Genomic DNA, 25,956 nt, shown 5'->3' with positions numbered 1-25,956 from the left:
CACTGGTTTCTCTTGGCAAATTCTAATAATTATGCCTTCATTGTGGGCATCGACGACTACCCCGGTTTCAGCAATCTGAAAGGAGCCAGGAAGGATGCGGAAGCGTTTTGGGGCTGGATCACCACCGTTGGCGAGGTGGAAGAGAATAACTGTGTAAAGCTGCTTTCGTCCATTGATCCGGCGCCTCCAAGGCCTACCCAATACGACATTGATCACAAGCTCAACGACCTTATGGATACAGCCCGGGCTGCCCAAGAAATGGGCAATGCCCCCAACCGCCTGTATTTTTATTTTAGCGGCCACGGCTTGGGGCTGGATACCACAGACGTCGGGCTGTGCCTGCCTTACTGGTCCAGGGCCTTGAAAGGGGATAACCTGAGTACCAATAGTTATCTAGAAACGCTCAAAAAATCGGGTCTATTTAAAGAAATCATTGTTTTTTTGGACTGTTGCCGGGTTAGAGATACCAATGTGATTGGGCGCCCCCCTTTTCTTACGGTACTTGCTCCCGCTCAGAATGCCCCTAAGGTAAAATCCATGGTTTTCTATGCGGCAGAATACCTGAGTCCTTCTTTTGAAGCCAAAAGCAATAATGGTGATCAGGTAAGGGGATTTTTCACAACGGCACTGCTGGACGGTCTTTCGGGTGGAGCGGCCGTAGCCAACGGACAAGTTACCTACAAATCGCTGCTCAACTACCTGGCGCGAGAAGTACCCCGCCGCTCCAAACAAAGGCAGAAACCCCGGTGCCTAAATGAATTCCTTCCGGCTGATTTTGATCAGGCTTTTCTCAAAGCGACCAGGGAACCAGTCAAGTATACTTACTCCGACGATGTCTTCGTACTAAAAGTTACGGTACCCCAAGGGGATCCTAATTTTCAAAGCGTGACGGTCTACGATATATTTAATGAGGAAAAAGCAGTTCCAAAACAGTCTTCTTTTAAGTTACCGTTGTTTGGTGGCAAGTATTTCGTTGTCAGTGAATTCACTGACTCCTGCATTACCGAAGAAGTGGATTTGCTGGCAAACTTTGAACACAGTATTGGATTAACTAGCATTATGGTAGCCCCAAACGACCATGAGTATCAATGCTATCCGGCCCAAAACGCTTCGCAAAATCCGACCAAAATTTGTGGGGATAATGCGAATGCCGGGCTGCTTATTTTCATCCGCTACGAAAACCGAGAGGCGGTGGACCCTAGCATAAGCATGAACGCTTATCTGGAACTGCGCGATGAGCAAGCCGTAGTGATTACCCGCTTTGCGGAGGAGGATTTGTATCATGAAAACAACGATAAAACACTCTACCTCAAAGACGGCTACCTCAACTACTCCATAAAAGCCCCGGCTGGACTATATTACCTTGTTTACTCTGGTGAGCCGAAACGCCAAATGCCGCTGTATCTTTTTGACAACCGGCAAACCCAGCTTTTCATGTTGTTCTCAAAAGCACCGATTTTTGACAGCGCCCGTATCTATTTGGCCGGATGGGACGGGTTTCAGGCCTATAATACTCAGGATTCAATTGAAAATAAGATAGACGCTGCCACGCGCTTTCTGCAAAATGCCCATGGTAGCGTGCCGGTGGGGTTGTTGGATGATCTGTTCAATGGTAAGTTTCAAGAGCCCATGCGCGGGCTCTTGGCCGCCTACATTCTGCTGAAAGGCCGGGCCGAGAAAGCTGATTTTTACAACGAGTTTTTCGATAAGGAACATCCTGAATTAGTTGAGCGCAAGGAGGACTACTTTCGGATTGTTGTCCCTAATCTGAGTAATTTATTAGGCGCAAATTCACCGGATGTGAAAGCCATCAAGCTGATGACCACGGACTTTATGGAAGACTTCAAAAACGAAACCTTCCAGTTTACACAGCCGCCTCTTTTCAGCTTTGGCTTGCGAGAAGTTATTCGCAGGGCTTCCCTTGATCCTAGTATCCTTCCGGCCGGGAGTTTGTTGATTCAAATTGCCCCAAAACTAAAAACGGATTCGGTATTCAGTAGCTGGGAGGCGTTGGCGGCGTTTCAACCGGAGACTATTTTCTGCGAATCTACAAAAGATTTGAGCGAGAACCCTGATCTGGATGCCTCTTTAATCAATAGTATCTATCAGTTGACCATCGCCGAGTACCGAAAAAATTCGAAGGAGGCTGTCAAGAAGGGTTTCGATAAGGAAGTAGCTCAAACCCTTGCATTACCTGTTCAGACCGTCCGAGCGTATATGACTGCTATGTCCGCCACCAACAAAATGAATGACGAACAACGGGAGTACTTCCAGCTGAGTGTCGAAGATTTCAACGGCATAACGAGTACTATTTCACAGTTCCCGGCTCTACTCCAAAGTCCAAAACTTTCTGATATTACAGGATTGAAATTTCTGGAACAACAAAAACTAAAAAAAGCGGGCATCCACGATTTGGGAAGCCTGATTCAGATCGGAGCTGATGTTAATCGGTTTGATACCCTTGTGAGCCAAATCAAGACTACTGGCGATACCCTTACAAGCTGGATTACTCAGGCAAAGAAACTGGTGGAGTAATGGTCACTCGCAGCTCAAAGGTCTGGGTACCCCAGGTAGGTTCTACCGGGTCGGGTTCTCGCATATCCCCCCGGTCGAGGCCTTTCGTACCTCGGGTGGCTTTCAGCCCGGCTTGCTGAAAGCTACGGAGGTTGATGCGCTCATTAGCGTACATGAGTTTGATCCACACGGTTTCGTATGGTAGGGGCGTACGATTCGGGGCAGTGGTGATAAAATAGGTACGAGGCGCATGTACGGCTTCGCCCGGATTTAGCACGTAGGCATTATCATCAATCAAAGATTCGACCACAAATTCCTGTGACATCAGGAAACAGTACACAAATAATTGTTGAGTAGGTGACGTATTCGTTATTTTGAATTTGATTTTTTCGCCCTCCCGAAACTGCATCAAATTGATTTCCTGGGTGCCATATATTTCCCCCGTTAATTTTTCCAGTTGCAGGCCCATCAGATCGCCCAATCCCGAAGTTGCCGGATTTCTGATTCCACGCACATAATTCCAGTGCGCCATCTTTTTAAGGTCTTCCAGGACATCCGCCGACGACTCTTCTGTAAATTCTTTCACTGGATCAGAAAATGCCCTGCTTTCGTCCAGTTCCTCCAATTCTTGCTCATTCACTTGCAAAGGAGCCCAGACACAATAGCCCTTGCTGGACAGGCCAGTCGTTTTTTTCCAGTAGGCTACCACGCTATAATCGGCTAGCGCCACATCGTCCGTCAGGGCTATGTTGAAATTTTGAAGCTCCCCGGCCTGTTGTTTTAGGTACTCTTTCAGCACACTGACACCCAAAACATTTCCTTGCAGATAGATGCTCGTGGTGGTTTGGGACAAGCCGTTGATTTCAGTAAAATAGGCTACGGAGCGATCCAGATGGTTGGCATCAGAGGGTTCGACACTGGTCGTATTCAAAAGTACCTGCCCGATTTTGCCTGTAGAAATGACCTGATCAGGCACCGAAAAAATCGGAATGGAGAGTGCCTTATCCGACTGCAAGCCGTGGATTTGGCCAATGTCTAGTTGCCAATTGCCCGTCTCGGTGGAGAAGGTAACGTTGTACCGCGACCGTCCCCCGCCGGAGGTACCTTTCAGAAATGGGGTGTTCAGAATTTCCTTATTCTTGCTTTGGGCCTGAATTTGGGGAGTTTGGGTGAATTTATTGCGCACAAACGACTCGATCCGACTTTGCAAATTCAGGTAACTGATACGGCTCTCGGACTGACGCAGTACCTCCATTAAAACTGAAGTAAACACCCCGCCCCCGTCCGATTCATAGGCCAGTTCTGCTTCCTGACATGCCGCCATGGAAATGTGGTCGGCCAGGGGTAGTATCTCATCCAGCGTGGTGGCCCTTTGTACTTCAGCATATGGTAGGTCAGCATTGAAAATAAACTGCTCCCATTTCCGTAGGGGCGATAATCTATCCAGTTTTTTAGGTTGCAGATCACCGCGCGTGAGATCACCCGAATGGCAGCAGTCGAAGATCGTGATCATTTCCACCGCATTGTCCTGCGATAAGATTTGCATGAGAAATCGGAGTTCCTTGTCGGCCAGCACGCCGTTACCCGCAAAATCAAAATCATAACATACCAGAGACTCTAGGTTTCTGCCATTGTCTAAACGTTCCCACTCGGCGTCAGGTACCTCCTGGCAGCCGTGACCTGAAAAGTAAAGCAACGCTACATCGCCCGTCTGTGCTTCTCCCCAATGACTGAATAGGGCATCGCAAATTCCCTCCTTGGTGGCGTCTTCTTCCACTAGTTTTTTGATACTTAACTCGTAATTGTCGGGTTTATGTAGCCGCAGGTATGTTTCCATTTTTCCAGCATCCACCACGCAGGAGTTTAACTTTGGTACGTGAGGGTACTTTTCAATTCCGATCAGTAAAGCGTGGATGGTGTTCATGGAAACGGGGAGAGATTATTGATTATTTGCAAAATGACTTTCAAACACACAAGATAAGGATTGAATATATACTTTGCTTCGAATACTTAGCCAGCGGCTTTTCTTTTTTGATGATTCAAACTCCTCATTATGAAACGATTTGTCGAAAATTACCGATGGATAAGTTCTGGAATAATTATATAACAATGTCGGGTAAAAAAAATACATTAGGGTTCTGTTTTACTCATTCCTCTTAACCTAATCCTTCTTTATGCCCAGAACCCTGCACGCCACCCTCATCGGGATCAACACTTATTCTGAAAGACCTCTGACGGGTTGCGTCAAGGATGTTCTAGCCATTGATCAGCTCCTGCGAGAGCAGTGCGATCAGCAAAGTGAAACGTTGCTATATGACCCCTTGTACCTGCTAGCGCCCAACGAAGTAGATGAGCAGAGCATCACACGCTACAACGAAGGGAAAAGTAAGGCGGTGGTATTTGCCCCCCCGAGTTTCGACAACGTTTCGAAAAAAGCATTTGCCCACCTCAAAAAAGCGCAGGATGGCGACATCTGCGTGTTTTACTATAGTGGTCACGGTTCCCAGACCGACGCCCCGGAGGTGTTCTGGCATGCCAAACCTGATCGGAAAAACGAAACCATTGTGTGCGTGGATAGCCGGAACCCCAAAGTACCTGAGGCGAGGGATTTGATAGACAAGGAACTGGCCTTTCTGCTTTGGGATTCCCTGAAAGGCAAGGAGGTACATGCGCTGGTGATCATGGATAGCTGCCATTCGGGCAGTAATACGCGCGAAATCGCCGAAGGCGTCGATACGGCTCGATACCGGTTTGAGCCTTCGTCCAAAACCAAAGTTCCGTTTGAGAAATACATAGGCTTTGGACAGGGCGATTTTTACGAAATAAAGGATGGAAATGCCCGGATCCAGATTGCCCGCTACGTACACCTGGCCGCAGCACGCGATTCGGAAAAAGCCCGGGAGGTGAGTGATGGCGGACTGTTTACCACCAGGCTTGTAGACCTGCTCAGATCTGGCGGTACATCCAAAAGCTACCGCGACCTGATTCAAAGTGTGGCCGTTACGGTCCGTAACTACAATCAGCAGCAAAATCCGGTGGCTTATGCGAGGGAAGATACGGATATGAACCTGCAATTTCTTGGTGAAGGGGTTTTGCCTTTTAAGCCGAGTTTTGACCTGCGTTATCAAGCCGACTCCGAACAGTGGGTACTGAGCGGCGGTGCAATGCACGGGATTACCCCATCGTCGGGCGCAGCCAAAACTTCGATAAGGGTGATTTCTGGTGATTCGACCACGGATAAGGAGGTCGCAGTAACGGACGTGTTCGGGGATATCTCCATTCTGGATAAAACTGCAATGGATGAATTCGACCAGACCCGAACTGATTATAAAGCAGTGATCGTGCGGCTGGCCAACGCTGCCATTAAGGTAGGTCTGTCGCAAGCCCTGCTGGCTGACGAATCCATGACGTTACGGATCAAGGAAGCCTATACCCAAGCTATATTTCCTTTTATCGAGCTTATTTCGGAACAAAATTCGGAATTGGCCTACCTTATTCAACCTACCAAAGACAATAAGTTTATCCTTACGCGTTCCAATAGCTCAGTGCCCTTGTTCAAAAGAGAAGGTGATGCTGACGTATTCATTCAGCAGGTTGATAAGGTTGGAAAATGGCTCAACACGGTGGAAATAAAGAATCTGATTACCGCTTTCCAGAAAGGTGATTTCGTGTTTGCCATCGAACGCATCGGGGGGCAGGCGATTACCAAAATCAATCGAGAATTGGTTATCGGTGAAAAGTGGAACCTGTCGCCCGACGAAGAGGTGGTGTTTCCCTACATGAATAATCAGCAGCCAGGTTTCCGGCTCAGTATTTCCATCGCCCCGAATTCTACACTACAATCCTGTTTTGTGGGAGCGCTATATCTCGATAGTATCTACGGCATAGAGAGCGGCATGATTCAGGCGGACTCGGGGGAACTGGTTAAAAATGGTAGCCCGCTGAATCTTGGGTATGCCGCAGACAACCGATTTACAAAGACGATTAAGCTACAAATAGACCCGAAGTACCGCCTTTACAACATCAACGAAATCACGGATCATCTCAAAATTTTCGTATCATCGAGTCCCCTGGACTTGTCCCGTTACCAACAGGAAAGCCTGGAACTAGACCCGGAACCCACGAGAGCTCTGGATAAAGGACTGGTAACGAGTGATAGCCTCGAAAATGAAACCGACTGGACGGTTTTTGACTTTAAATTCAGGATCGTAGGACCAAACAAGGAAAAGACACTGGCCCCGGGGACTACCACCAACTTCTCTTTGTTTTCCATCGAGGCCCCGGAAGGATTTACGGCCCACGCCTTTGCTGCCACAAATGATGACATATTACGAAAACAGCGGTACGCAAAGCCACGGGGTGTCGACGAACTAGCCGATGCACAACTCAATAATATGACGCTGTCCGATACTTTTTGGGGGAACAACATTACTGAAGCCGGTTTTTCGGCTAGTCTGGCTACCGGTTCTGATAACAGCGTGCAGGTCATTGAACTCCGGTCAGTAGATGGACAACCGCTCGTACTGCCGGAGGGGAAATCACTGCTCATTCATCCCTCGAAATTGGCAGCCGGCTCCAAAGATCTTGTTGACAACGAAGAAGTTATAATTCCCTGCGGCTTTGACGAGGAGGCCAATATGCTGTACCCAATTGGATCGTCTGACGAAAACGGTATCGTTCACATTGATTTTCTCCCGCCCGAAACTCAGGGTCTGGTGCAGGCGGATGAGCTGGGGGCCAAAAGTGTGGGCGTGTCGGTAAAGATGTTTTTCAAAAGATTATTCCGGAAGAAAGCAGGATTCAATACGCTCGTCCTTCACGAAATCAAAAACGATGGGACTTGGGAAGAACGCTCAACTGAGCCAAAAAAGATTACGAAAGAACTGAAAAACAAACCGGCCGCCAAAGTACTCCTGCTTACCCACGGCCTCACCGGGGATACCGGGCCAATGGTGGAATCGATGAAGGATTTGGATGGATTACCCGATCTGGCCGACTATGTTCTCACTTACGACTACGAAAACCTTTCAACTCCCATTGATGATTCCGGTAATACTTTGCACGAGAAGTTAGCGGACATTGGTTTTGGCGGTCCAGAATTCCCAAAACTCACCATCATTGCCCATTCGCAGGGATGCCTGGTTTCGCGCTGGATGGTCGAACAGTCTGGTGGGCATGCCTACGTAAAACATCTGATTCTCGTAGCAGGTGCTAGCGCGGGATCGGAACTGGCCAAGCTGGGTACCACAATTTTTAGCCTGCTAACCCATGCCCTCAATGTCACGGGGCCAATCAAACTGGCTATAACGGGATTGACCTTCTTACTCAAAGCCCTGAAATCTGATCCAGGACGTGCCTTGAAAGATACTGCTCCAGGTTCCGACTTTATTAATAAACTGGGTACTTCCCGGCAAGCTGATGGAGTTCGGTACAACGTGATCATCGGCGACCTTGACTTGATAGAAAGGGACTTTAACGAGAACGATAATTTTCTTCAAAACTTAAAAAGGGTACTGGCAAAAAATGTGGTGGTTCCCTGGTTTAAGAAAGGATTATTTGATGGTCAACTCAATGACATCGCTGTGACACATACAAGCGCCGGTTCTATCACAGGCTATGATTCCACCAAAACGCGCATCGTGGCGAGCAATCATCTGGCCTATTTTCGAAAGAAACTGGCGCAAAAAGAATTGATAGCGCTTTTACAATCCGAGGATTCATAACAATCACTGATTGGATTTTGTACCGATACTTTAAATATCAGACTTTCTGTTGGAAAAAACTTTATATTTTACAACCTTTTGACAACATATATGCAACCCGTAACTATCATTGTTGATACTGAAGAGAAATTTTCGTCCATTAAATTCCCAGGCCAAAAGTCTATTACGTATCAATTAAGTGCAGATGGCAATCAGCAATGGTGCGACTGGTTTATAAAAACTTCTCCCAAAGGCTATTGGAATCCATTGGCCTCAGTGATAGGGCTACGGATGAAAAATGTAAAATGTTTTTGCCTATGTGGTTGCTATAATGATGATATCAGTACAGCGTTTGCAATTGGTGAAGATTGTCAAATAATTGCCGATCAAGATGGTTATTTGTCATTTTTTGCCAATGATTCTGACAATTACTATAACAATAACCGTGGTAGCATTGGCTGGAGATTACAATGCTAAAGAGTTGAATTATTTGTAAATCACTAATGCTGGAAATATGAAATTTTACACAGAACCCTCCATTACAGAAAGAGGCTCATTATCTTCAATCGTAGAGATCGAATCAAGAGATCTGATACAAGAAAACCCTTGGGACGCTGCGCATGCATTGGTTAAATCCAGGGCTGAAATCGGTTTTGCGGAGCCATTAATGGACTATACGGAAGATATTGGATTACCTGATAGTCATGCGGCCTACATTGTGTCAAATGAACGTGGAGGGATTGAATTTCCCGAACCTATATTCGATCCGGATTGGGCAGGCCCCGAACCACCAGCTATCTGGCATTTGGGGGAAGGTTTTTCCGGACTCACGGCCGCTTGTGAGCGTGTGACGGAAGTAAATCCGGATGTGGTGATTCGTGTTGCACATCTGGATACAGGATACGACCCGAACCATTCTGTTACGCCCAATATCAGGATAGATTTACAGCGAAATTTTGTAGAGGAAGATCGCCCCAATGATGCGACAGATCCCAATAGCAGCCAGGGATTGATCTCTAATCCGGGCCATGGAACAGGCACAAGTTGTATTCTGGCGGGAGGTAGTGGAAAGATCCCAACCGGCGAAATCGTTGCTATTGGCGCGGCACCGTTTGTAGAGGTCGTTCCATGCAGGATTTCAAATTCCGTTGTACTCATCAAAACGGATGCTTTTGTGGATGCGATGAATTATGTGATCTCTCTACACGAGAATCAGGATACGAGGGTTCATGTGGTAACCATGAGCATGGGTGGAGTCGCTTCCAAGGCTTGGGCAGAAGTGATCAACAAAGCGTATGAAAAAGGAATTTTTGTAGTTACCGCTGCCGGAAATAATTTTGGAAGGGCAACCCCCAGGACTTTGATTTACCCTGCAAGATTCAACAGGGTTGTTGCAGCCTGTGGGGGGACATTTGACCAACGTCCATACAGCAAGGTCTGGGGAACAGAACTCACAGAAATGCAGGGGAATTTCGGTCCTTTGGCCTTGATGAACACCGCTCTTTCGGCATATTCTCCCAATATGCCATGGGCACAGTTTGGCACTACGGATAGAGTATCCTTACAAGGAGCAGGAACTTCGTCGGCAACACCGCAAATCGCTGCCGCGGCTGCTATTTACTGGAAAAAATATTATCATGAACTCATGGCACTGGACGGGTGGAAGCGCGTTGAAACGATTCGGCAAGCACTATTCCAGTCGGCTGATCTTACAAACATACACAGCATCGAAGGCCAGGAATTGGATGATGAAAAGAAGCGGTTTTTCTTTGGAAGGGGCTGTATTAAGGCGGTAGGAATGCTTAAACTATCTCCGTCTTTATTGTCGTCGACGTTGAAGGAAGAGGATAAGGATAAGGTTTTTTTGCCTTTCTGGAGGGTCGTGTTTGGCACCAGGGATTTGATTGAACGAGACCTTGACCCGGAAGAGGAGATGTATCAGATTGAAATTTTGCAACTGATCCAGATATCTCCGCGACTCCAGGAAATCCTGAATAATGAAGAAAAAACCATTGTTGACTTGAATGAGGTGGAATTGCGTGAATTTATAAATGTAATTCTTGGGATGGAAGAGGCTTCGGAGAGTTTGAAGATGTTTTTGGGACGGTAGGTAACGTATTCAAGTCGGGCGTGAGGTTGAGTTGAATTCCGGCAAGGAGGAAAGTATTGTAGCTGATGAAGCCGAACATGGGGGGAGTCTTAAAATGTATTTATTACGTTCAAAATTGGATTTCAACCCAAGGTAAAAGCTTTTTTATTTCGGATTGTGTTGCTTCAGGAATTAGATTATCGCCTAAATCCAGCGTATTCAGAGTGGTTAGCTTTTCAATCTGGGGGGGGAGGACTTTGAGTTTATTGAAGCTCAAATTCAACTTTGTCAGACTGGTCAGCTCTCCTATCTGAGGGGGGACTCTAGTGAGTTGATTCATACTCAAATTCAGCGTTGACAGACTAGCAAGCTCTTTGATCTGAGGGGGCAGGATTTTGAGCTTATTCCCGGCCAAATTCAGCTTTGTTAGACTAGTTAATTTTTCGAACTGGGAAGGCAGGATTTTGAGTTCATTTCCGCTCAAACTCAGGTAAGTTAAACCGGTTAAATTTCCGATTTCGGGGGGCAGGTTAGTGAGTTTATTTACGCTCAAACTCAGGTGAGCAAGATGGGTTAAATTTCCGATCTCACGGGGTATATTCGTGAGTTCATTCCCGGTCAAACTCAGGTGAGTAAGATGGGTTAAATTTCCAATCTCAGGGGGCAGAGTTTTGAGTTTATTCTCGGTCAAGATAAGCTTTGTCAGATTGGTCAACTTTTCGATTTGGGGGGGGCATTTCGTGAGTTTATTCCCGTTGAAACTCAGGTAAGTAAGATGAGTCAGATTTTCGATTATTGGAGGAAATATTTTGAATTTATTTTGATCTAAATTTAGCATTGACAGATTAGTTAACGATCCGATCTGGTTAGGGAGATTCGTGAGTTGATTGTCGCCCAAATTTAGTCTAGTTAAATTAGTCAACTCTCTGATCTGTGCAGGCAGACCTGCAAGTTGAGAGTTCGCTAAATTCAGATCTGTTAAACTTGTCAGATTCCAGATCTGAGTTGGTAGACTGATAAGTTGATTTCCACTTAAATCTAGGCTAATTAAGCTAATTAACTTTCCGATCTGGAATGGTAGTTTTGTGAGTTTATTATATCCCAAAACTAGCGTTTTTAAACTATTTAACTTTCCAATTTCAGAGGGTAGCTTTGTAAGTTTGTTTGAACTCAAATTCAGCGTAATCAGACTATTTAGCTCTCCTATCTTGGAGCTGAGGCTTACAAGTTCATTTGATTCCAAATATAGGGTTTCTAAGCTGCTTAGTTTTCCGATCTGGGGGGGGAGACTTGTGAGTCGATTATGACTCAAATTCAGTGTGATTAGACTATTTAGCTCCCCAATCTGAGGGCCCAGGCTGTCAAATTCATTGAAGCTCAGAACCACCTCTCTCAGAGCGGTCAGCTTTTCGATCTGGGGGGGGAGGCTGGTAAGTTTATTAATGTACAAATTCAGTGTGGTCAGGCTGGTTAACTCAGCAATTCGCTCTGAAATATGCTTTATCGAATTGTTATAAAGTAGAAGGACTTTTATCTTTGGATATCTAAAGATGGTTTCTGGAATAGAGTCTAATTGCTGCGAACTGAGATCCAACGCTGTAGTTTGGTCAGTGATTTCATTTAGAGTAGTTGCTAGTAGATACTCATTTTTAAGAGTATCTAGAAGATAATTTTTCTTTTCCCGTTTAACCCTCGCAAATCCATCAGTTTCACTAAACTGGGTGACCTCATCATATATATAATCAATTTCAGGAAGTCCATTCTTGTTAATAAATCCAAATTTGGTGCTACCATTAATTTCTTTTTGTGCTATGGCAAAACGACCTTTATAGAAGTATAAGGCATCAATAATAGCTTGCTTTGTATTTTTTTCTTTTTCAGCGTTCTGTTGCTGCCAATAAGCGTATACGCCTCCAATTGCAGCAACAATGAATCCTACAACTGCGACAATGAGCCAGTTTCTTATTCTGCTGGCTTGTTCCTTTTCTTTTTTCAGATTTTCATTCGCTTCATTATCCCTAACCTTTTTACTATCCTGAAAAAACTTCCTTTCTTTCTCATCCAGCTGGGGTACTATATCTTCGAACCTGACCAGTTGCTTTGGGGTGAGGTAGTCACCCGTTTTTGAAAACATAGCCAGCGCCAGCCGAATTTGGCTCCTCATGTTATTTCTTTCCCTTTGTTCGTCCGAGCGCTCATTATCAATAATCTGAGCAAGCGTGTCATGCGCGATTTCGATAAAATCATCTCCCACGCGGAGGATTTTGGCCCGCTCCAGTTCATCAAGACAGAGAGTAAGAGTAAGTTCTGGTAAGGCCGGAAATAAGACCTGCTGCGCCGGGTCTATCTTGATCGTGCCTTCGTGGCGTGCATACCGTATGGGGCGCTTGGTCCCTTCATCTGTTACGAACCCATCCAACACCAGCTTTACGGTTTCGGGAGCAATAGCGAAATCACTTTCTACCAGTACGTGCTGGATGCGCTGTTTTTGTTGGTTCAGAAACCGGAAGAGCACTTTGTCGATAGTGCCAAAATCCTGGATTTCCTGTCTTGTAAATTCCAGAGTTGGCCAGGGATTACCTTTCTGAGAACTGTCGTTTGGGTAGGTACGGCCAAGGTCCTGTCGGTAGAGCTGATCGAGGTACACCTGCAGGTAGGGGAGCTCGATCCCGGATCGTTCGAGGCTGATATTATTGATAATCTCGTCCAGAAGAATTTCTTCAGGTTGTTCCATCGCAATGTTGAATTCCCGAAAAGAGTCTCGCAACACGGATTTTACATTGGCCGTATCCATGCGTTCTACCCGCATCCGAAAATCGAACAGGCCCGGTATCGCTTTCTCGAACTGGTACAGCCTCCCCAGATATTCTTCTCGTATCACCAGTATGATGGTACAAGGTGAATCATCGGCCAGGAGGTTTTTCAAGGTTGAGATAAACTGGGTTCTTTCGGATGGAGTACCCAGAATAAATATTTCCTCAAACTGATCGAAGATCAAATATATGGGGCGTAGATATTTCTGGTATAGTTGCCGAACCTGCTCCGGAATGCTGTCCTTTGCGACAGGAAGCAGCCGTCGAATGGCCGATTGGAGCGAATCATTGATGTCGGACTCCTTTCTAATCCAGAGCGGAAGCCACTCGGGACCATTGAACTCACCGGCTAGGCCACATTGAATCAAGCTGGATTTGCCGGTGCCAGATAGGCCATACAAGAGCAGTAGACGAGTACGGAGGACCTGCCTGTAAAGTTGTAGAGTTTCTTTTTTTCGCCCAAAGAATACGTTCTTATCGGCGAGCGTAAATGGGTCAAGAAACTTGAAGGGACTTCTCATAGCGCACCATGTGTTTGATGGAGTACTTGTTCAGAAAAAGCGGCCAACTGATCTTCCAGAAGGGGGTAAAAATTCAGAGGAGAGCCTTCTTCATGTTCGTCCTCCACTAATTCAAAGAAAGTATCGTTCTCGTTCACTTCCTTTTTTTTAGGACGGATGGGCCATACCTGTATGTAGGAAGTGGCGCGGCGATAGTGAAATACCTGGTGTTCGGCAGAATAGGACAATAAGTAGTGAAGATCGGCCTTGGGGGATTTGATTAGTGCGTTTTTGTCCAACAAAAAAGGCGATAGATTGAGGTAGGTCTCGGGTACGCCATTCCCGTGCCGATGAAAGATAATGGAAGTGGTGTCCAGCGGAGCATCACTAGCCTGTCGATTGTTTACTTTTTGTGCCACAATATACCCGATTTGTATTTGTAACGGGATAATTTGATGCCAAAACGACGGAGATTTTCGGTAGCGATACTTCAAAAGCTCAATGTCCTTTACCGAGGTGAGACTGTAGTTGACCATAAATCCAAAGGAATACAGGATAAAGGAGAAATTTTTCTCGGTGTCAAGACATAGCCGTACCATGGCAGCTTCAGTCGATAAAGTGGTTTTGATGTTATCCTGGTTAGCAATTTTTGATTCCAGATACTCCATTGCATTTTTTAGAGGCTCCTTGCTTAATAAGTCATTAAGCAAGGCACTTATTTCTGTAAGAAAGCAGGGTGGCTGTTTGTCTTTCAGGAGCTGGGCCAATTGCAGGAGCAGCGCGAGGTTGGAGTGGTGTTGGTCGCTGGTTCGGCTTGTAAATAATGTGGATTGTATAAGCTGTCGGCATTCGTCCGACAAATTGGTTTGTTTGCCTTCCTGCAAGCTTTTATCCCAAAGTTCGGCAAGTAACACATAGGTGGTCAGGTTGATGATTGACCGATACCCGTAGAGAATCATCTGGAAACGCTTCCAACTGGGCGTATCATAAAACTCATTATCTTCCTGAGTTTCGGCCCGTGTGGCAAACAGGTTTCGGATTGGTTCATTGATTAGAAAGGGGAGTTTTTCCAATACCGAATTGACTCCTGTTGTGATTGTGTATTTTTGGGCAATACCCCGCAGGGCCTTAGTGATGTCTTTATTTATATCCTCATGCGCGCTGGCCGACACAATCACAGGTAGTCGCCAGGTGTCGAGAAAAGCCTCATTTTCTTTATTGTAGTATATTCCCCAGAGGATCGTATCTGCCTTTTGCTGTCCAGTTACCAGCCCACGGGATAGTATTTCATTTACTTGAATTTTACCATACGCCTTTTTATCGCGATATGGTTTGGCAATGTCTATCGATTCCTCAAATGAGGCACGGATTGATTTTCCATTCGACAGTTCTTTGAAAAACGAAATAGAAAACTGAGCGGCTGTTTCGTCCCCAACTGGTGCGCTGGTTGCAATGACAACAGGGATACCATGATCTAGTAATGCTTTAACTTGGGCGACCGTCGAGCAGCCATTTAAAATCACCAGACCTAGATTTTTACATTTGCCCAATAACCCAGCGATACCATCACTATCCCCTTCTCCGTCGGTCAGGCTAAGTTGTTCAGGGCCGGCGTGTCCACTGAATAGAAATAAGATGATGTCTTTTTCGTAGGACGAAATCGCATTTATCATTTTTCTACGGGTTGATATTTGATCTGCCACAATCACAAAATCCTTGTTAGCAGCTCTCCCTAAAAGCGCGTCATTTATTCCATCATATTCATCTTGAAGCGTTTTTAGGAATTTATTACCCTCACCATTGGCAAAGTGCAGTAAAAGTGTTGGCATAATATGAAAAGAGGGAAAGGGTATGATTTTCAATAGTTAAAGATCCGGGAGTTGTGGGGGAAATGTGGCAGTAAGACATCACTTATCAATCCACACTTCAAGTTGCCCCTGAGGTACCTTATTGTTGGTGACGCAGCTGAGCGGCAATTGCCGTAATGCACATTTGATCCCATTTGAATTTACAGTTTTCATGATCTTTTTTTTTATCAAATCAGCAATGCCTTTATTCTCTTTATGAAAGTTTTTTTAATAGGGATAGCTATATTCTACAATTCTTTAACAATCTTGGAGACTAATTTAATTGCGCTTGCTATTTTTACGTTAAGAATAACGAGCCCATTGTTCACTAACAATAGAAGAAGTGAGGAATCTAAATTCCTTTTTCCTGAATAAAAAACTAATGGAGTATCACCCCGGATTTTATTGAAAATATTTAATTCTTCTATTTTCTCTTGTTGATGTTGATTTTCAGGAATTGCAGATACAATTAGATCAATACTATTTTTTTTAAGAAAGTCAGCAACCTTATCAAACGAGGGTAACCTAGTGATATTCAACAAATTTTTTGGTATCATATCTATAATTGGATTCACGAACCTGTAGGAATTTCCAATTAGAAGAATCTTTAATGAAGCCTTTCTTAACAACGGGTCGAGTTGCTTCGTATTTAGATAATTGCGATCGGAGTGTAATACTATTGGAACGGAATTATTAAGTTTATTGAGAGCGTTTCTAACAGAAGCAAGGATACTTTCCGAATCGTATACCGAAAGCGAGGATACCACAAAGTCAAATTCCTTTACTAATAATGTATTTTTTGCTTCCTGCCATGAATCATGCTGATAAAACGTTATTCCGTCTTTGGATAATGTATTGATAAAACCCGTGTATGAATTGCTTGAGTCTAACCACAAAGCATCAAAATTGTGTTTATAATAAAACTTTTTAGGTAGCCCCGATTGCTCCATTAAGTCTAACTCCAACTCTGTGCCATCTTCAATAAACGCACCAATCGTGAAGGCTTCATAGGCGGTTATTTCAAGATTTACTGTGCTACTATCAAACTTTAAAAAATTAATTTCATTAGAAAACGTGTTATGAAGAAAAATAGCAACCTGCCTATATTCACCTTGATGATTTGAATGAATGCTGATGTTAATCTTGTAGTGCGCATTAGAAATGGAAGCCTTCTCTACCTTTGCCTTTAAGGAATATCCATTAACATTTGCTTTTCCACCCCAGCGGAGTTTTTGGAGGTCGTCGTGGACGACAATTTTTAGTTCATTATATAACTTATTGATTCTCCTCTGGAAATAATCTGGCTCCTGGGAATCCAGAAAGTCTCGAATTACATTTGTGAGCTGTTCCCAAGTATCTTCCGGATTGACCATGCTATTCAATGGAGTAAGCCGTCCAAATTCATTCACAGGTAAAAACTGGAAGTTTGCGAGTTCACTATCTCCCCAATCACAATTTTTTAGTAATACAGGGATAATTTTTGTATTTCGGTCAACTGAGTTTTTTAAAGCCAACTTTATTTCTGCCTCAACGTAAGCTGAACTTATTGAGGTTTGACTTACCAAAAAAATCACAATATCGGCCTCCGCCAACTTGCGACGAATTGCATCATCCCAGGAATCACCAGGTTTTAGAAGTCCATCATGCCAAATTTCAATTAAATTCTCTCTTTCTAAATTTTTAAGGAATTTTTGAGCCTGCGAAAAATATTGAGAATCAACTTTAGAATATGAGATAAATACCTTCTTAATGCTCTTTTCTTTTCCCTGAAATATAAGGATGTCCACCGCATAATATTCAATAGGCCACCATGTTTTTTCAATCTCCTTCATTCTCCCTCGTGAATATATATGAGCAGCCACGTCAGCGGGTGCTTGATTCTGATATCGCCCGACTAAAATTTCTGAATTTTGAAGCTGTTTGTTAAAAAATGACCATGATTCATTTAAAGTAAGGTTAATATCATATTCTAGTTTGCGACCTTTCTTTTCGATTTCTCTCGGAGGATTATAATATTTTAGATCATCTGAATAAAATTTTTCTTTAAGTAAATCACCGGCCCATTTCTCACGTACCGGCTTCCAATTGGAAAAATAAGTTTTAATTTCTATTTCGACTTCATAACCTGAGGAGCTGTACATTAATGGGCTTTTAATAGAAAAAACTGGGTAATTTTTTAAATCGATTGCCAGCCAATCACACTCTTCCCACAAAATGGAACACACTATTTTGTTTTCAATATGACTCATATAATTAATAACTCCCATAATTGAAGAGTGCTGATGAAAGTCATATAGCAAAGCCGGATTTAAAATAAAAATTATTAATTGTGCGTCTTTCAGAATTGATAAATTATCTTCGATAGGTTCAGTACCCGTTCCATCTTTCAATCCACTGTTATCGGAAGTGTGTAACAGAACTATATCTTCAATTTCTATTTGGTAAGGGAGTTTTTTAAGGTATGTTTGACGAAAAATAGGAATTTTCTGTACATCCATTTCGGACGAAATCCTGACTACTTTCAACTTTTCTTTTCCATTCAATATGGAATAATTTCCGAGTGTTCTAATAATTTCAGTTTCTTGATCATCTATATTAAAATCTTTCAAAACTGTTTCAATGTTTTGATAGGATGTTTGGTGCAATAGTTCGTTGATGTAAGTAGTTTGATCCATACTACCTCCCAAAAATGCCTGATTGATGGATGTGGTGTGACCGAAAAGCTGGGGTAATTGCTCGAGTGAAAGTTTTTTAGTGTAAACACACGCATCACGCATTAGTTTTCGATAACTCACTTGTTCTTCGTTACTCTCTAAAGTAGTTTGTAAGGCCGTGGTAAACAGCCCCTGGCCACTTACTTCTTTTGATAATTGGTAACTGGCCGATGCGGCTAGCAATACATGTTTGTTATTTCCAACGTCAATCCAGCCCGAGCTTCCTGCATGTGTATCTAATATCATTACAACAAACGGATTTATGGATTCAAAGGAGGCGATGATATCTCTAAATTCGGTTTCGGAAAGATATGTTTCTCTCTGAGCGGCAATGCTATCATATGTAGCTAATGCATGAGGATAATCTCTGTTATGAGCATGCCCTGAGAAAGCGAATAGTAGTGTATCCTGTGGTCTGAGGTGACTCATAGTATTTTTCAGTACCTCAACTATGGCAACCTTGGTTGCTTTTGTATCTAACAAACTCGATATAGATGCGATAGGGTAAGATGGACTTAACAGATCTTGCCAAGCGTGCACATCATTGAGACAACCGTTAAATTCTTTACCTAACATGCCATAACCATACCGGTCTATCCCAATCAAAATGGCATAAATTTCTCCAGTTACTTTTGCTGGCTTAAACCGAAATATCGAAGGCCTATTAAACCAAGAAGCTTGGAAAGCTTCGAAGGAGTTTACCAATGGTTCTTCTTTATCATTATCGAGATTTAGCCCCATCACTTGTCATTTTAAAGTTTTCCACGTACTTTTTAATGTCTCCATCACTCAGGAGGTGTTCAAATAGAGACGAACCCCATTGATATGCAAAATTATCATCTATGAGATTTTTTGCCCCAACCCCAATACGAACTCCCAGTTGCGTCATGAATTCGGCAAAATGACCTGAACGACAGGTGTTAGAAACAAACAGCTGTATATTTTCTTGATAATCAAGATTTTTCCCAAAGTCAGAAGCACTAAAACTTCCGTCTTTAAGGACGAAATTGCCTTTGTTATCCATTCCAGAATAGTATACCAAAGCGATTCGATTTCGGTTTTCATTTTTTGTCAATTCGTCTGTCAATTCTGCTTTGGATGGAGTATCTAAAACTATCAATCGGCTTTTCAACTCGTGTAGCCGTTTCAAGATCTCTTCTTTTTCCTGAGCAAGCAGGTTAAGCTGCCTGTATGGGTCGGAAAATATAAGTAGGTATAAGGGAGCTTCTTGATCTGAATGCTCGGATTTTTTTTTCATCTCTTCAATAAAGACGGCTTTTGATGAGTTTGCGGGAACTGTACTTTTTTTGCAATATTGGCTAAATGCATTTGCGGTTGAAGTATCCCACAAACCGGAAGATAACTCATCTAAATAGCCTGTATATCTTAATAAGTTTTGAAGCTCAGCTCTTTGATTTTTTCCTCTACCGAAAAATTGATTGTAGGAGATAGGATTTCCTAGCAATTGGGGAGATTTGAATTCCCATAAACTTTCATTTGATGGTTCTCTAATCAAATCTTCTTTGCTTTCCGTGAGTGCCAATGCCTCAATGAATAGCTGCCTATTCGAGATCAAAAGCTTTGTCGAGTGAATTACCTCGACCAATGAATGGGTAAATACGCAATAGATATTTCCTCCTTCATTAACATTGAAATGTCTTGGCTTTTGTTCGAATTTGCTCGATGCAAAAACTATATTTTTGGGCTTGTTGGTGTCTAACCAGTGAGTTGTTGCTGCATGATCTACTTGTAGAATCATAGTTACTGATGCACAAGTTAGCCCGTTAGCAATGTCGCCAATATCCTTATCCTTTAATGAAGTAGCATTGGGTGTCATTGTGGAATTTGGGTGACAAATTATCTTGCAGCTATTTCCGTTGGTCTGGCCGTTTGCAGCAATGTAGAAAACTACATCGTCAAGCGGTTCTACTGATTCGGCGAATTCTTTCCATTTTTTTAAAATATTGTCTGCCGTCGTTTGTTGGCGCAAAAGTATCTCCAATTCAAGATCTTTGCTGGAAACATATTTCTTTATAGTGTCAGAAAACAACTCTGCACTACTTATATCCGCTTTTGAATTCCCTGCGGCTACAATAAACACTTTTACTTTTCGGTGAGGTTTTATAACCAGTTCATTTTTAGTCCTACTAGGAATAGCAATAGAGTTTGCTGTCGGATAATTGCTAAAAAAAGAGTTGTAGGTGCTATTGTTTAGCTCGTCTGTATCGTTTTGAATCAGTGCCCTCAATCCTGTCAATTTTTCCAAGTAATCATTTCCGATGTTTTCGAATGTTTTTATATTTAGCCTATTGAAACGGGTTCGAATTTTTTGGATGGTGTTGAGCGTGTGTATTAGCTTTATATCGCGATTGTTTGCATCCCCCTCTTTTTCATGGCTTAGGTGTTTTGCTTTATCAAATAGAATCTTTACAGTCGATTCCGGGTTCAGATAAGAAATAGCATCGTCTTTTTGCGTAGCATTATGGGCGTCTCCCCATCGCTCGGATGCCGAATTAGGCTTTTCGTGGTATTGAGCAACGAAGGAAGCTACAACACTAACAGTAGATATTTTTCTGGTTTCCCAAACAGAATTGGTGTCCTCCGTTTTGTGTAGCCATTGCAAAAACCCCAATTTGACATCTTCATGCATTTCATATAATTCATAGCCAACTTCTCTACACAATGGAGAAAGTAGTACGTCTGCAACAGCAATTCGATGAATATTTTTGGAATTTCCTAACCAATTATAGCTGTTAAAATTCTGCCAGATTTGATACAATAAATCGGGTGTTAACTGCGCAGGAATTGACGCATATGCTGCTAACAAAAAGTGTCCAAAACAATATCGATCATATTGGTCTTCCACAAACTGGCGGTAAAACCACTGAACCCTTTGAAGGTTGGTGATAGAGATTTGGTCAAGGTTTGTTGGAAAATTAGATGGCAATGTACTCATGACATATTTTAATTTTCTTTGAATATCGTCTGAAATACGTTCTGAAAGTGACCTTGATTATCGTCGATAATTGGGGTCATCAAAACTTTGCTTTGAACTATTTCTTCAGCCGCATTTTCTTTCCATCTATGTTGCGGAAGGGGATTTAACCACACAGTTTTTAATACTGATTTTGTCAATTCTTCCAAAAAAGGGCTAGTCATTTCAAGTCTTACTTTTGTTCTTTCAGGAGGGTTTTCCGAGATTGCAGCCCCGGCATCGCTAATAATAATTGCAACGGTGAGTTTTGGATTTGTTTTTACAAGAGCTTCCTTAAGAGTTATTGGATTTGTTAAATTCTGTTTCTTGAATAAATAGCCCATTGGATAATTATGAAAGTAGTATACAGAAGCCATCGGATGCCCCCCAGCGCCTTTGGCAGCATTAATCAATCTTTCTGTCAATTCATGAAATGGGGCCATTGAGCCTTTGTAATCGGCGAGGATGATTAAAGAGTCCTTACGATTGAGATAATTAGATATATATTTTGCCTCAGTAAAAACCCCCTCTTTAGCGATCGATTTTATTGTGGCTTCCACATCAAGCATCGCTGTTCCGGTTTTGTTTTTTTCGGGTGACCTCAACGTTTTCCATGCTTTGACCATTTGTCGACGTGTTACACTAAAATATTCGTCTGTAAGCAAGAATTTGACCATAACTTTTGTTTGATCATTGTCCTGTTCTTTCCCTTCGGACGCAGACTTCAAATTATCATTGAATTTATCAAAGTCGGGAAGTTGGAAGAATTTTTTCTCTTTCTGATTATTCTCAATTTCGTCTTCGTCGTAATCTTCAAATGGTTCCGGGAATAGTGCAGCATTTTCAATTGGAGGTGGCAAAGGCGACTGGACTTCATCCGTTCGCTCTTGATTGTCAATAGTATTTGATAATGGGCTATTTAATTTGGCAGTTACAACTTTGTCATCTACATTCTTTTGAAACCGAAAAAGGAATTCATACTCTGTCTCAATTGCTTCTTTCAATAAATTTCTTAGCTTATCCTCGTCAGTTGATTTTTGTAGTAAAAAAAACTTGTAAAACTGAAATAAATCAATTTCGGAAAAATCGGAAAGGTGATCGTCTTCGGTCATTACCTTCATAATAGACAGGTACGAATCCATTGAAGTTGAGTAACCCAATTCTGATTCTGCTCGTTTAAAAAAATTCCAAAAAGGAAGGTATTCCATACAATTCTAGATTATGAATTAATTCAATTTTATTTTTCCTCCTCCTCGGTTACTTTCGACTCCCGAAGCAAAATGGAATATGTTTTTAGAAGCGTTTGATAGTAACGTGGAAGCGTATCTAAACTCTCTTTTACTATCCCAGTGCTTGCGCGATCGAAATCGTACACTTTCAGCCAGTCAAGGAGCTCACTTGTTGATACTTGCTTGTTTTCTGAAGGATTATCGTTTATCGACTTTCTCAAAGTTTCGAATCTTGTCACCGCTTGATCAACAAATGCACGTTCTTTTTCAAACAAAGAAGGGTATTTGGCCTCGATGATATTCGATAGTTGTATCCTACCAGGGAATTTGATGTAACAAAATAGGCATCTTCTAAGAAAGGCTTCGGGAAGTTCACGCTCGGCATTACTGGTTATAAATATAATTGGAGCAATTTTGGCTTTTATGATTTCTTCGGTTTCAGGAATTTTAAATTCATATTTATCCAATTCCAAAAGAAGATCATTCGGGAAATCTATATCGGCTTTGTCGATCTCATCAATGAGAAGGATGGGAGGTTTTGTTTCATCCTCAGTCATTTTGAACGCTTTTCCAACTGGACCAAATGTTCTATACTTTAACTTGTTTTCCTTATTGGTTCTTACCTGATAGTTACCCTTTGATAGTTGTGCGTCTCGAAGGCGAGATATGTGATCGAAAAAATAAAGGCCTTCACTAGCTTTTGTGGTTGACTTTATATCCCACCTAAAGTAATGTTTCTCATAGTCTTTACCGTACCATTCATAAGCCACCGAACGGGCAAATTCTGTTTTACCACTTCCCGGATCCCCTTTAATGAGGATAGGGCGTTTTATGATCTGGGCTAAACGTACAAGGGATATCAAGTCATCTGATGGGATATAAGGGGGTATTTCAACACCATTAACAATGACAGAACGAGGTTGCCATTTACCATCGATTAATTTGTCAAACCGCGAAGTTTTCGAGGAGTCTCCGTAGGGGTACGCTTTAATTGCCATTTGAAATCATTTTTGGAAAGTTGTACATATGGTTAGAAAATTCTCTCTTAAACTCCTCGTCGTTAAAGCCGCAATGTGTACAAATTTTTTCTACAAATTTGTCATGCTCACAGGTGAATTTATTTAAGTCGTCGATCTTAAATAAAGTTAGTATTTTTTCGTCATTTGCGAGTTCCTGAATCGTCGTAGAAACTTTATCAACAAGAATATCTTCGCGCCATTCATTAAAATGTGGTTTTCGAATTGGTTTAATATTTCCTAGATCTATAAAATTGAATCGGTTGGATTCATCCAGTCCTTTCACCTGCTTAAAATCTCGTTTAACCCATCCGTCTGAATTTTTGCTTACATCAGTAAAGAAAATAAAGAGTTGTCCAATATCCGCATCCTTCTTTTGTAAAAGGACTTCTTTGTGTTTTTTGCAAAATTCCAAACAGAATTCCTTGCAAAAATTATCTATTTCCTCAACATAATTTTTGCCAATATCTATAAAATCTATCAACAAAAAATAAAATATCTTTTTACTGTCAATCGATATAATTTTTTCGATAAAATAGTTAACTATACTCTTGATGCTTTTTTCGGTTAACAAATTAGTAAAAATAGCGTCCTTTAATTTCTCATCTTTTATTTCAAAACGGTCACATAGTATTTCGGTGTTTGACTTCATTGATTCTGGAATCGAATGTCCAAATGAGCTTTTGGCGAGAAAATTTCTCGCATCAAGATTGTAGCTTTGCAGAATTAGAATATTAAGGTAATTGTATAATGTACTGTAATCGTCTTTTAAAATTTGCTTTTGTATTCCGAATCCAAGATTTTTAATAAATGAATTTCTTAGGAAACCTGGCTCTGGTCTGCCTTTTTTCTTTTTTGTTAGGTATAACTTTGTTTTGCCGCTGGATGCTCCTTCAGGAACTCCAGAAACAAGAGATTGATATTTATAATTTATTCGGTCTCCAATTTCATCAGCCGTTCGTTTTGCCTTTTGATTTTTATTGAATTGCTCAAAAAAGTCAGAGTCAAGCTCGGGCTTTGGGGTTTCATTTTCTCGTAATTTGGAAATTAGAAATTTGCTAAATGGGCTTCCGTCACCTGGAGGTCCATCTTTGGCTTTTTGATCAGAATCGCAAGAGGCAACATAATATCGCGAAGAGTCAGTCCCGTCCTCTGTCTTTATACCTTCCTTCCCCATTCCGGAAAAGCAAGCATCTACAATGATTAGAAGATGGCGACAATTTGTTTCGTATTTCCTGGAACGGTCATACAAACGTGTAAATAAAAGTTCTTCATTATATGCAACGAGTTGGAATGTCTGATTATTTTCATCTATATCTCCGTGACCTGAAAAGTAAATTAAAAATGCGTCATTTGGTCCTATTTTTTTGTGAACGGCTCTGATGTGATCATCAATCTTATTTGTAGTAGCATTTTCGTTGTACAAGCATTTTGTTTGAAGACTGCTATAAACAATAATATCATCGATGTCGCTATCCTTAGATCTCGTAGAAGAGATTTCTGATTCGTCGGTTGGCTGAAAAAAGGTAAAATCAGTGGTTAGAATTTTAACTAGTGCATCTGCATCCCGAACTGGGTTACTAAGGGAATTCTTTTGATAGCTATCAATAGCAATTACTAACAGATAATATTTATCTATTGGCGTTGGAATATTTTCAAGTTTCTTCTCTGTAACTAAACCTTTTTCAGCACACATGCTAATCGTTTATTGTATTAAAATTACCGATACCATTTTTCTACTACTAATTTTCTTAGTTGTATTTGTAACATTACTCAAATATCCACCTCCGCAATAAACTCCACCATCTTCCCCCCCCAGCTTCGCCACAACAAATTCTCGAATCTTTCCATAAACAATCTCATTCAACGTACCTGTTCGTGAACAGTAATCTAGTTTGGTTTTGTCTTTAGAGGTTTTAAAGAATAGTATCCTTTTAATTTCGCTGGAAGAGGTAATCAAAAACGTGCCAATTTGTAATGATACGGCACCCTTCTCTTCTTTTGCCAATCCAATCTGGAATGCGCCTTTTGAAAGGGAGTGCGTATTTTTTTCAAAGATGGTAATTTTCCCATAGCCGTCTGCCAGGCCTTTTATAGCATTTAATGTCTTGGTGATCGCATTAATGAAGGTGCAACCAAACGCTGTTAGAAGAATATCGATAATCACATTTTGCACTTCGAATAGGTCCTCCTTAGATTCGAAATGTGAGAATTCAGCAGCCTGTATATTCCATCCAATATTATTCAGAACTTTCACGGATTCCTTGTACCATTCGAGGCTCTGATCGTCACCGAGGAATTGTTTATTCGCCGCCAATTGTGCCAGCAACACTGAATTGAGGACATCATCTCTGCGCTGTCCGTTAATTTCAGAGACAAATGAAATAATGCTCTTAGCATTCAAGAAAGATTGCTCTATTCCATCCGAGGTAGACAACTCTTTTGCAAAAATATCTCTAGATGCTGGGAAGGCGTTCTTCAAATGTCCAATTGTTTAATGTATTGTAAGTGGTCGTTGCTTTTCATTTTTTTGCATAATTTGGTTTATATTACTCTAT

General features: G+C 42.1%; 13 protein-coding genes. 4 read left to right on the top strand and 9 right to left on the bottom strand.

Features of this window, described 5'->3' with window-relative positions; all coding sequences use genetic code 11:
* Positions 1–12: 12 nt before the first annotated feature.
* Positions 13–2,535, top strand: coding sequence for a caspase family protein (locus tag DYADSP32_RS08850; protein ID WP_149243061.1), 2,523 nt, complete (start codon positions 13–15; stop codon positions 2,533–2,535).
* Here DYADSP32_RS08850 and DYADSP32_RS08845 read toward each other — a convergent pair.
* The gene (locus tag DYADSP32_RS08845) at positions 2,507–4,438 is read right to left on the bottom strand and encodes a caspase family protein (protein WP_149243062.1); all 1,932 of its coding nucleotides are present in this window, start codon (positions 4,436–4,438) and stop codon (positions 2,507–2,509) included. The genes DYADSP32_RS08850 and DYADSP32_RS08845 overlap by 29 nt on opposite strands.
* 250 nt (positions 4,439–4,688) lie before the next feature.
* Between DYADSP32_RS08845 and DYADSP32_RS08840 the strand changes: the two genes are divergently transcribed.
* From DYADSP32_RS08840 to DYADSP32_RS08830, 3 genes are all read left to right on the top strand, one after another.
* The gene (locus tag DYADSP32_RS08840) at positions 4,689–8,237 is read left to right on the top strand and encodes a caspase family protein (RefSeq protein ID WP_149243063.1); all 3,549 of its coding nucleotides are present in this window, start codon (positions 4,689–4,691) and stop codon (positions 8,235–8,237) included.
* Positions 8,238–8,327: 90 nt separating this feature from the next.
* A complete protein-coding gene (locus DYADSP32_RS08835; protein ID WP_149243064.1) occupies positions 8,328–8,693 on the top strand; it encodes a hypothetical protein in 366 nt (121 codons plus the stop codon).
* Positions 8,694–8,730: 37 nt separating this feature from the next.
* Positions 8,731–10,326, top strand: a complete 1,596-nt coding sequence (locus tag DYADSP32_RS08830; RefSeq protein WP_149243065.1) for a S8/S53 family peptidase — start codon at positions 8,731–8,733, stop codon at positions 10,324–10,326.
* A gap of 109 nt (positions 10,327–10,435) precedes the next feature.
* Here the strand turns inward: DYADSP32_RS08830 and DYADSP32_RS08825 are convergent, their stop codons facing one another.
* The 8 genes from DYADSP32_RS08825 to DYADSP32_RS08790 form a co-directional block, all read right to left on the bottom strand.
* Positions 10,436–13,639, bottom strand: a complete 3,204-nt coding sequence (locus DYADSP32_RS08825) for a leucine-rich repeat domain-containing protein (protein ID WP_149243066.1) — start codon at positions 13,637–13,639, stop codon at positions 10,436–10,438.
* Entirely contained in the window at positions 13,636–15,447 is a 1,812-nt protein-coding gene (locus DYADSP32_RS08820) for a hypothetical protein (protein WP_149243067.1), read from the bottom strand. Before DYADSP32_RS08820 ends, DYADSP32_RS08825 begins: the two co-directional genes overlap by 4 nt.
* A 266-nt stretch (positions 15,448–15,713) precedes the next feature.
* On the bottom strand, positions 15,714–18,920 hold the full coding sequence (locus tag DYADSP32_RS08815) for a toll/interleukin-1 receptor domain-containing protein (RefSeq protein ID WP_149243068.1): 3,207 nt from the start codon (positions 18,918–18,920) through the stop codon (positions 15,714–15,716).
* Positions 18,901–21,135 (bottom strand): hypothetical protein, encoded by a 2,235-nt coding sequence (locus tag DYADSP32_RS08810; protein ID WP_149243069.1) that lies wholly within the window; start codon positions 21,133–21,135, stop codon positions 18,901–18,903. Before DYADSP32_RS08810 ends, DYADSP32_RS08815 begins: the two co-directional genes overlap by 20 nt.
* A gap of 8 nt (positions 21,136–21,143) precedes the next feature.
* Positions 21,144–22,361, bottom strand: a complete 1,218-nt coding sequence (locus DYADSP32_RS08805; RefSeq protein ID WP_149243070.1) for a hypothetical protein — start codon at positions 22,359–22,361, stop codon at positions 21,144–21,146.
* A 29-nt stretch (positions 22,362–22,390) separates the two neighbouring features.
* Entirely contained in the window at positions 22,391–23,380 is a 990-nt protein-coding gene (locus tag DYADSP32_RS08800; RefSeq protein WP_149243071.1) for an AAA family ATPase, read from the bottom strand.
* Complete coding sequence (locus DYADSP32_RS08795) at positions 23,370–25,094, bottom strand: caspase family protein (RefSeq protein ID WP_149243072.1); 1,725 nt, start codon at positions 25,092–25,094, stop codon at positions 23,370–23,372. The genes DYADSP32_RS08800 and DYADSP32_RS08795 overlap by 11 nt, the downstream gene beginning before the upstream one ends.
* Positions 25,095–25,103: 9 nt before the next feature.
* Positions 25,104–25,880: a hypothetical protein gene (locus DYADSP32_RS08790; RefSeq protein WP_149243073.1), complete on the bottom strand. Its 777-nt coding sequence runs from the start codon at positions 25,878–25,880 to the stop codon at positions 25,104–25,106.
* Positions 25,881–25,956 lie beyond the last annotated feature (76 nt).

This window comes from Dyadobacter sp. 32 (assembly GCF_902506755.1).
Classification (GTDB): domain Bacteria; phylum Bacteroidota; class Bacteroidia; order Cytophagales; family Spirosomataceae; genus Dyadobacter.
The sequence above is the reverse complement of the archived record's forward strand: the minus strand, read 5'-3'. Positions and strand labels throughout refer to the sequence as shown.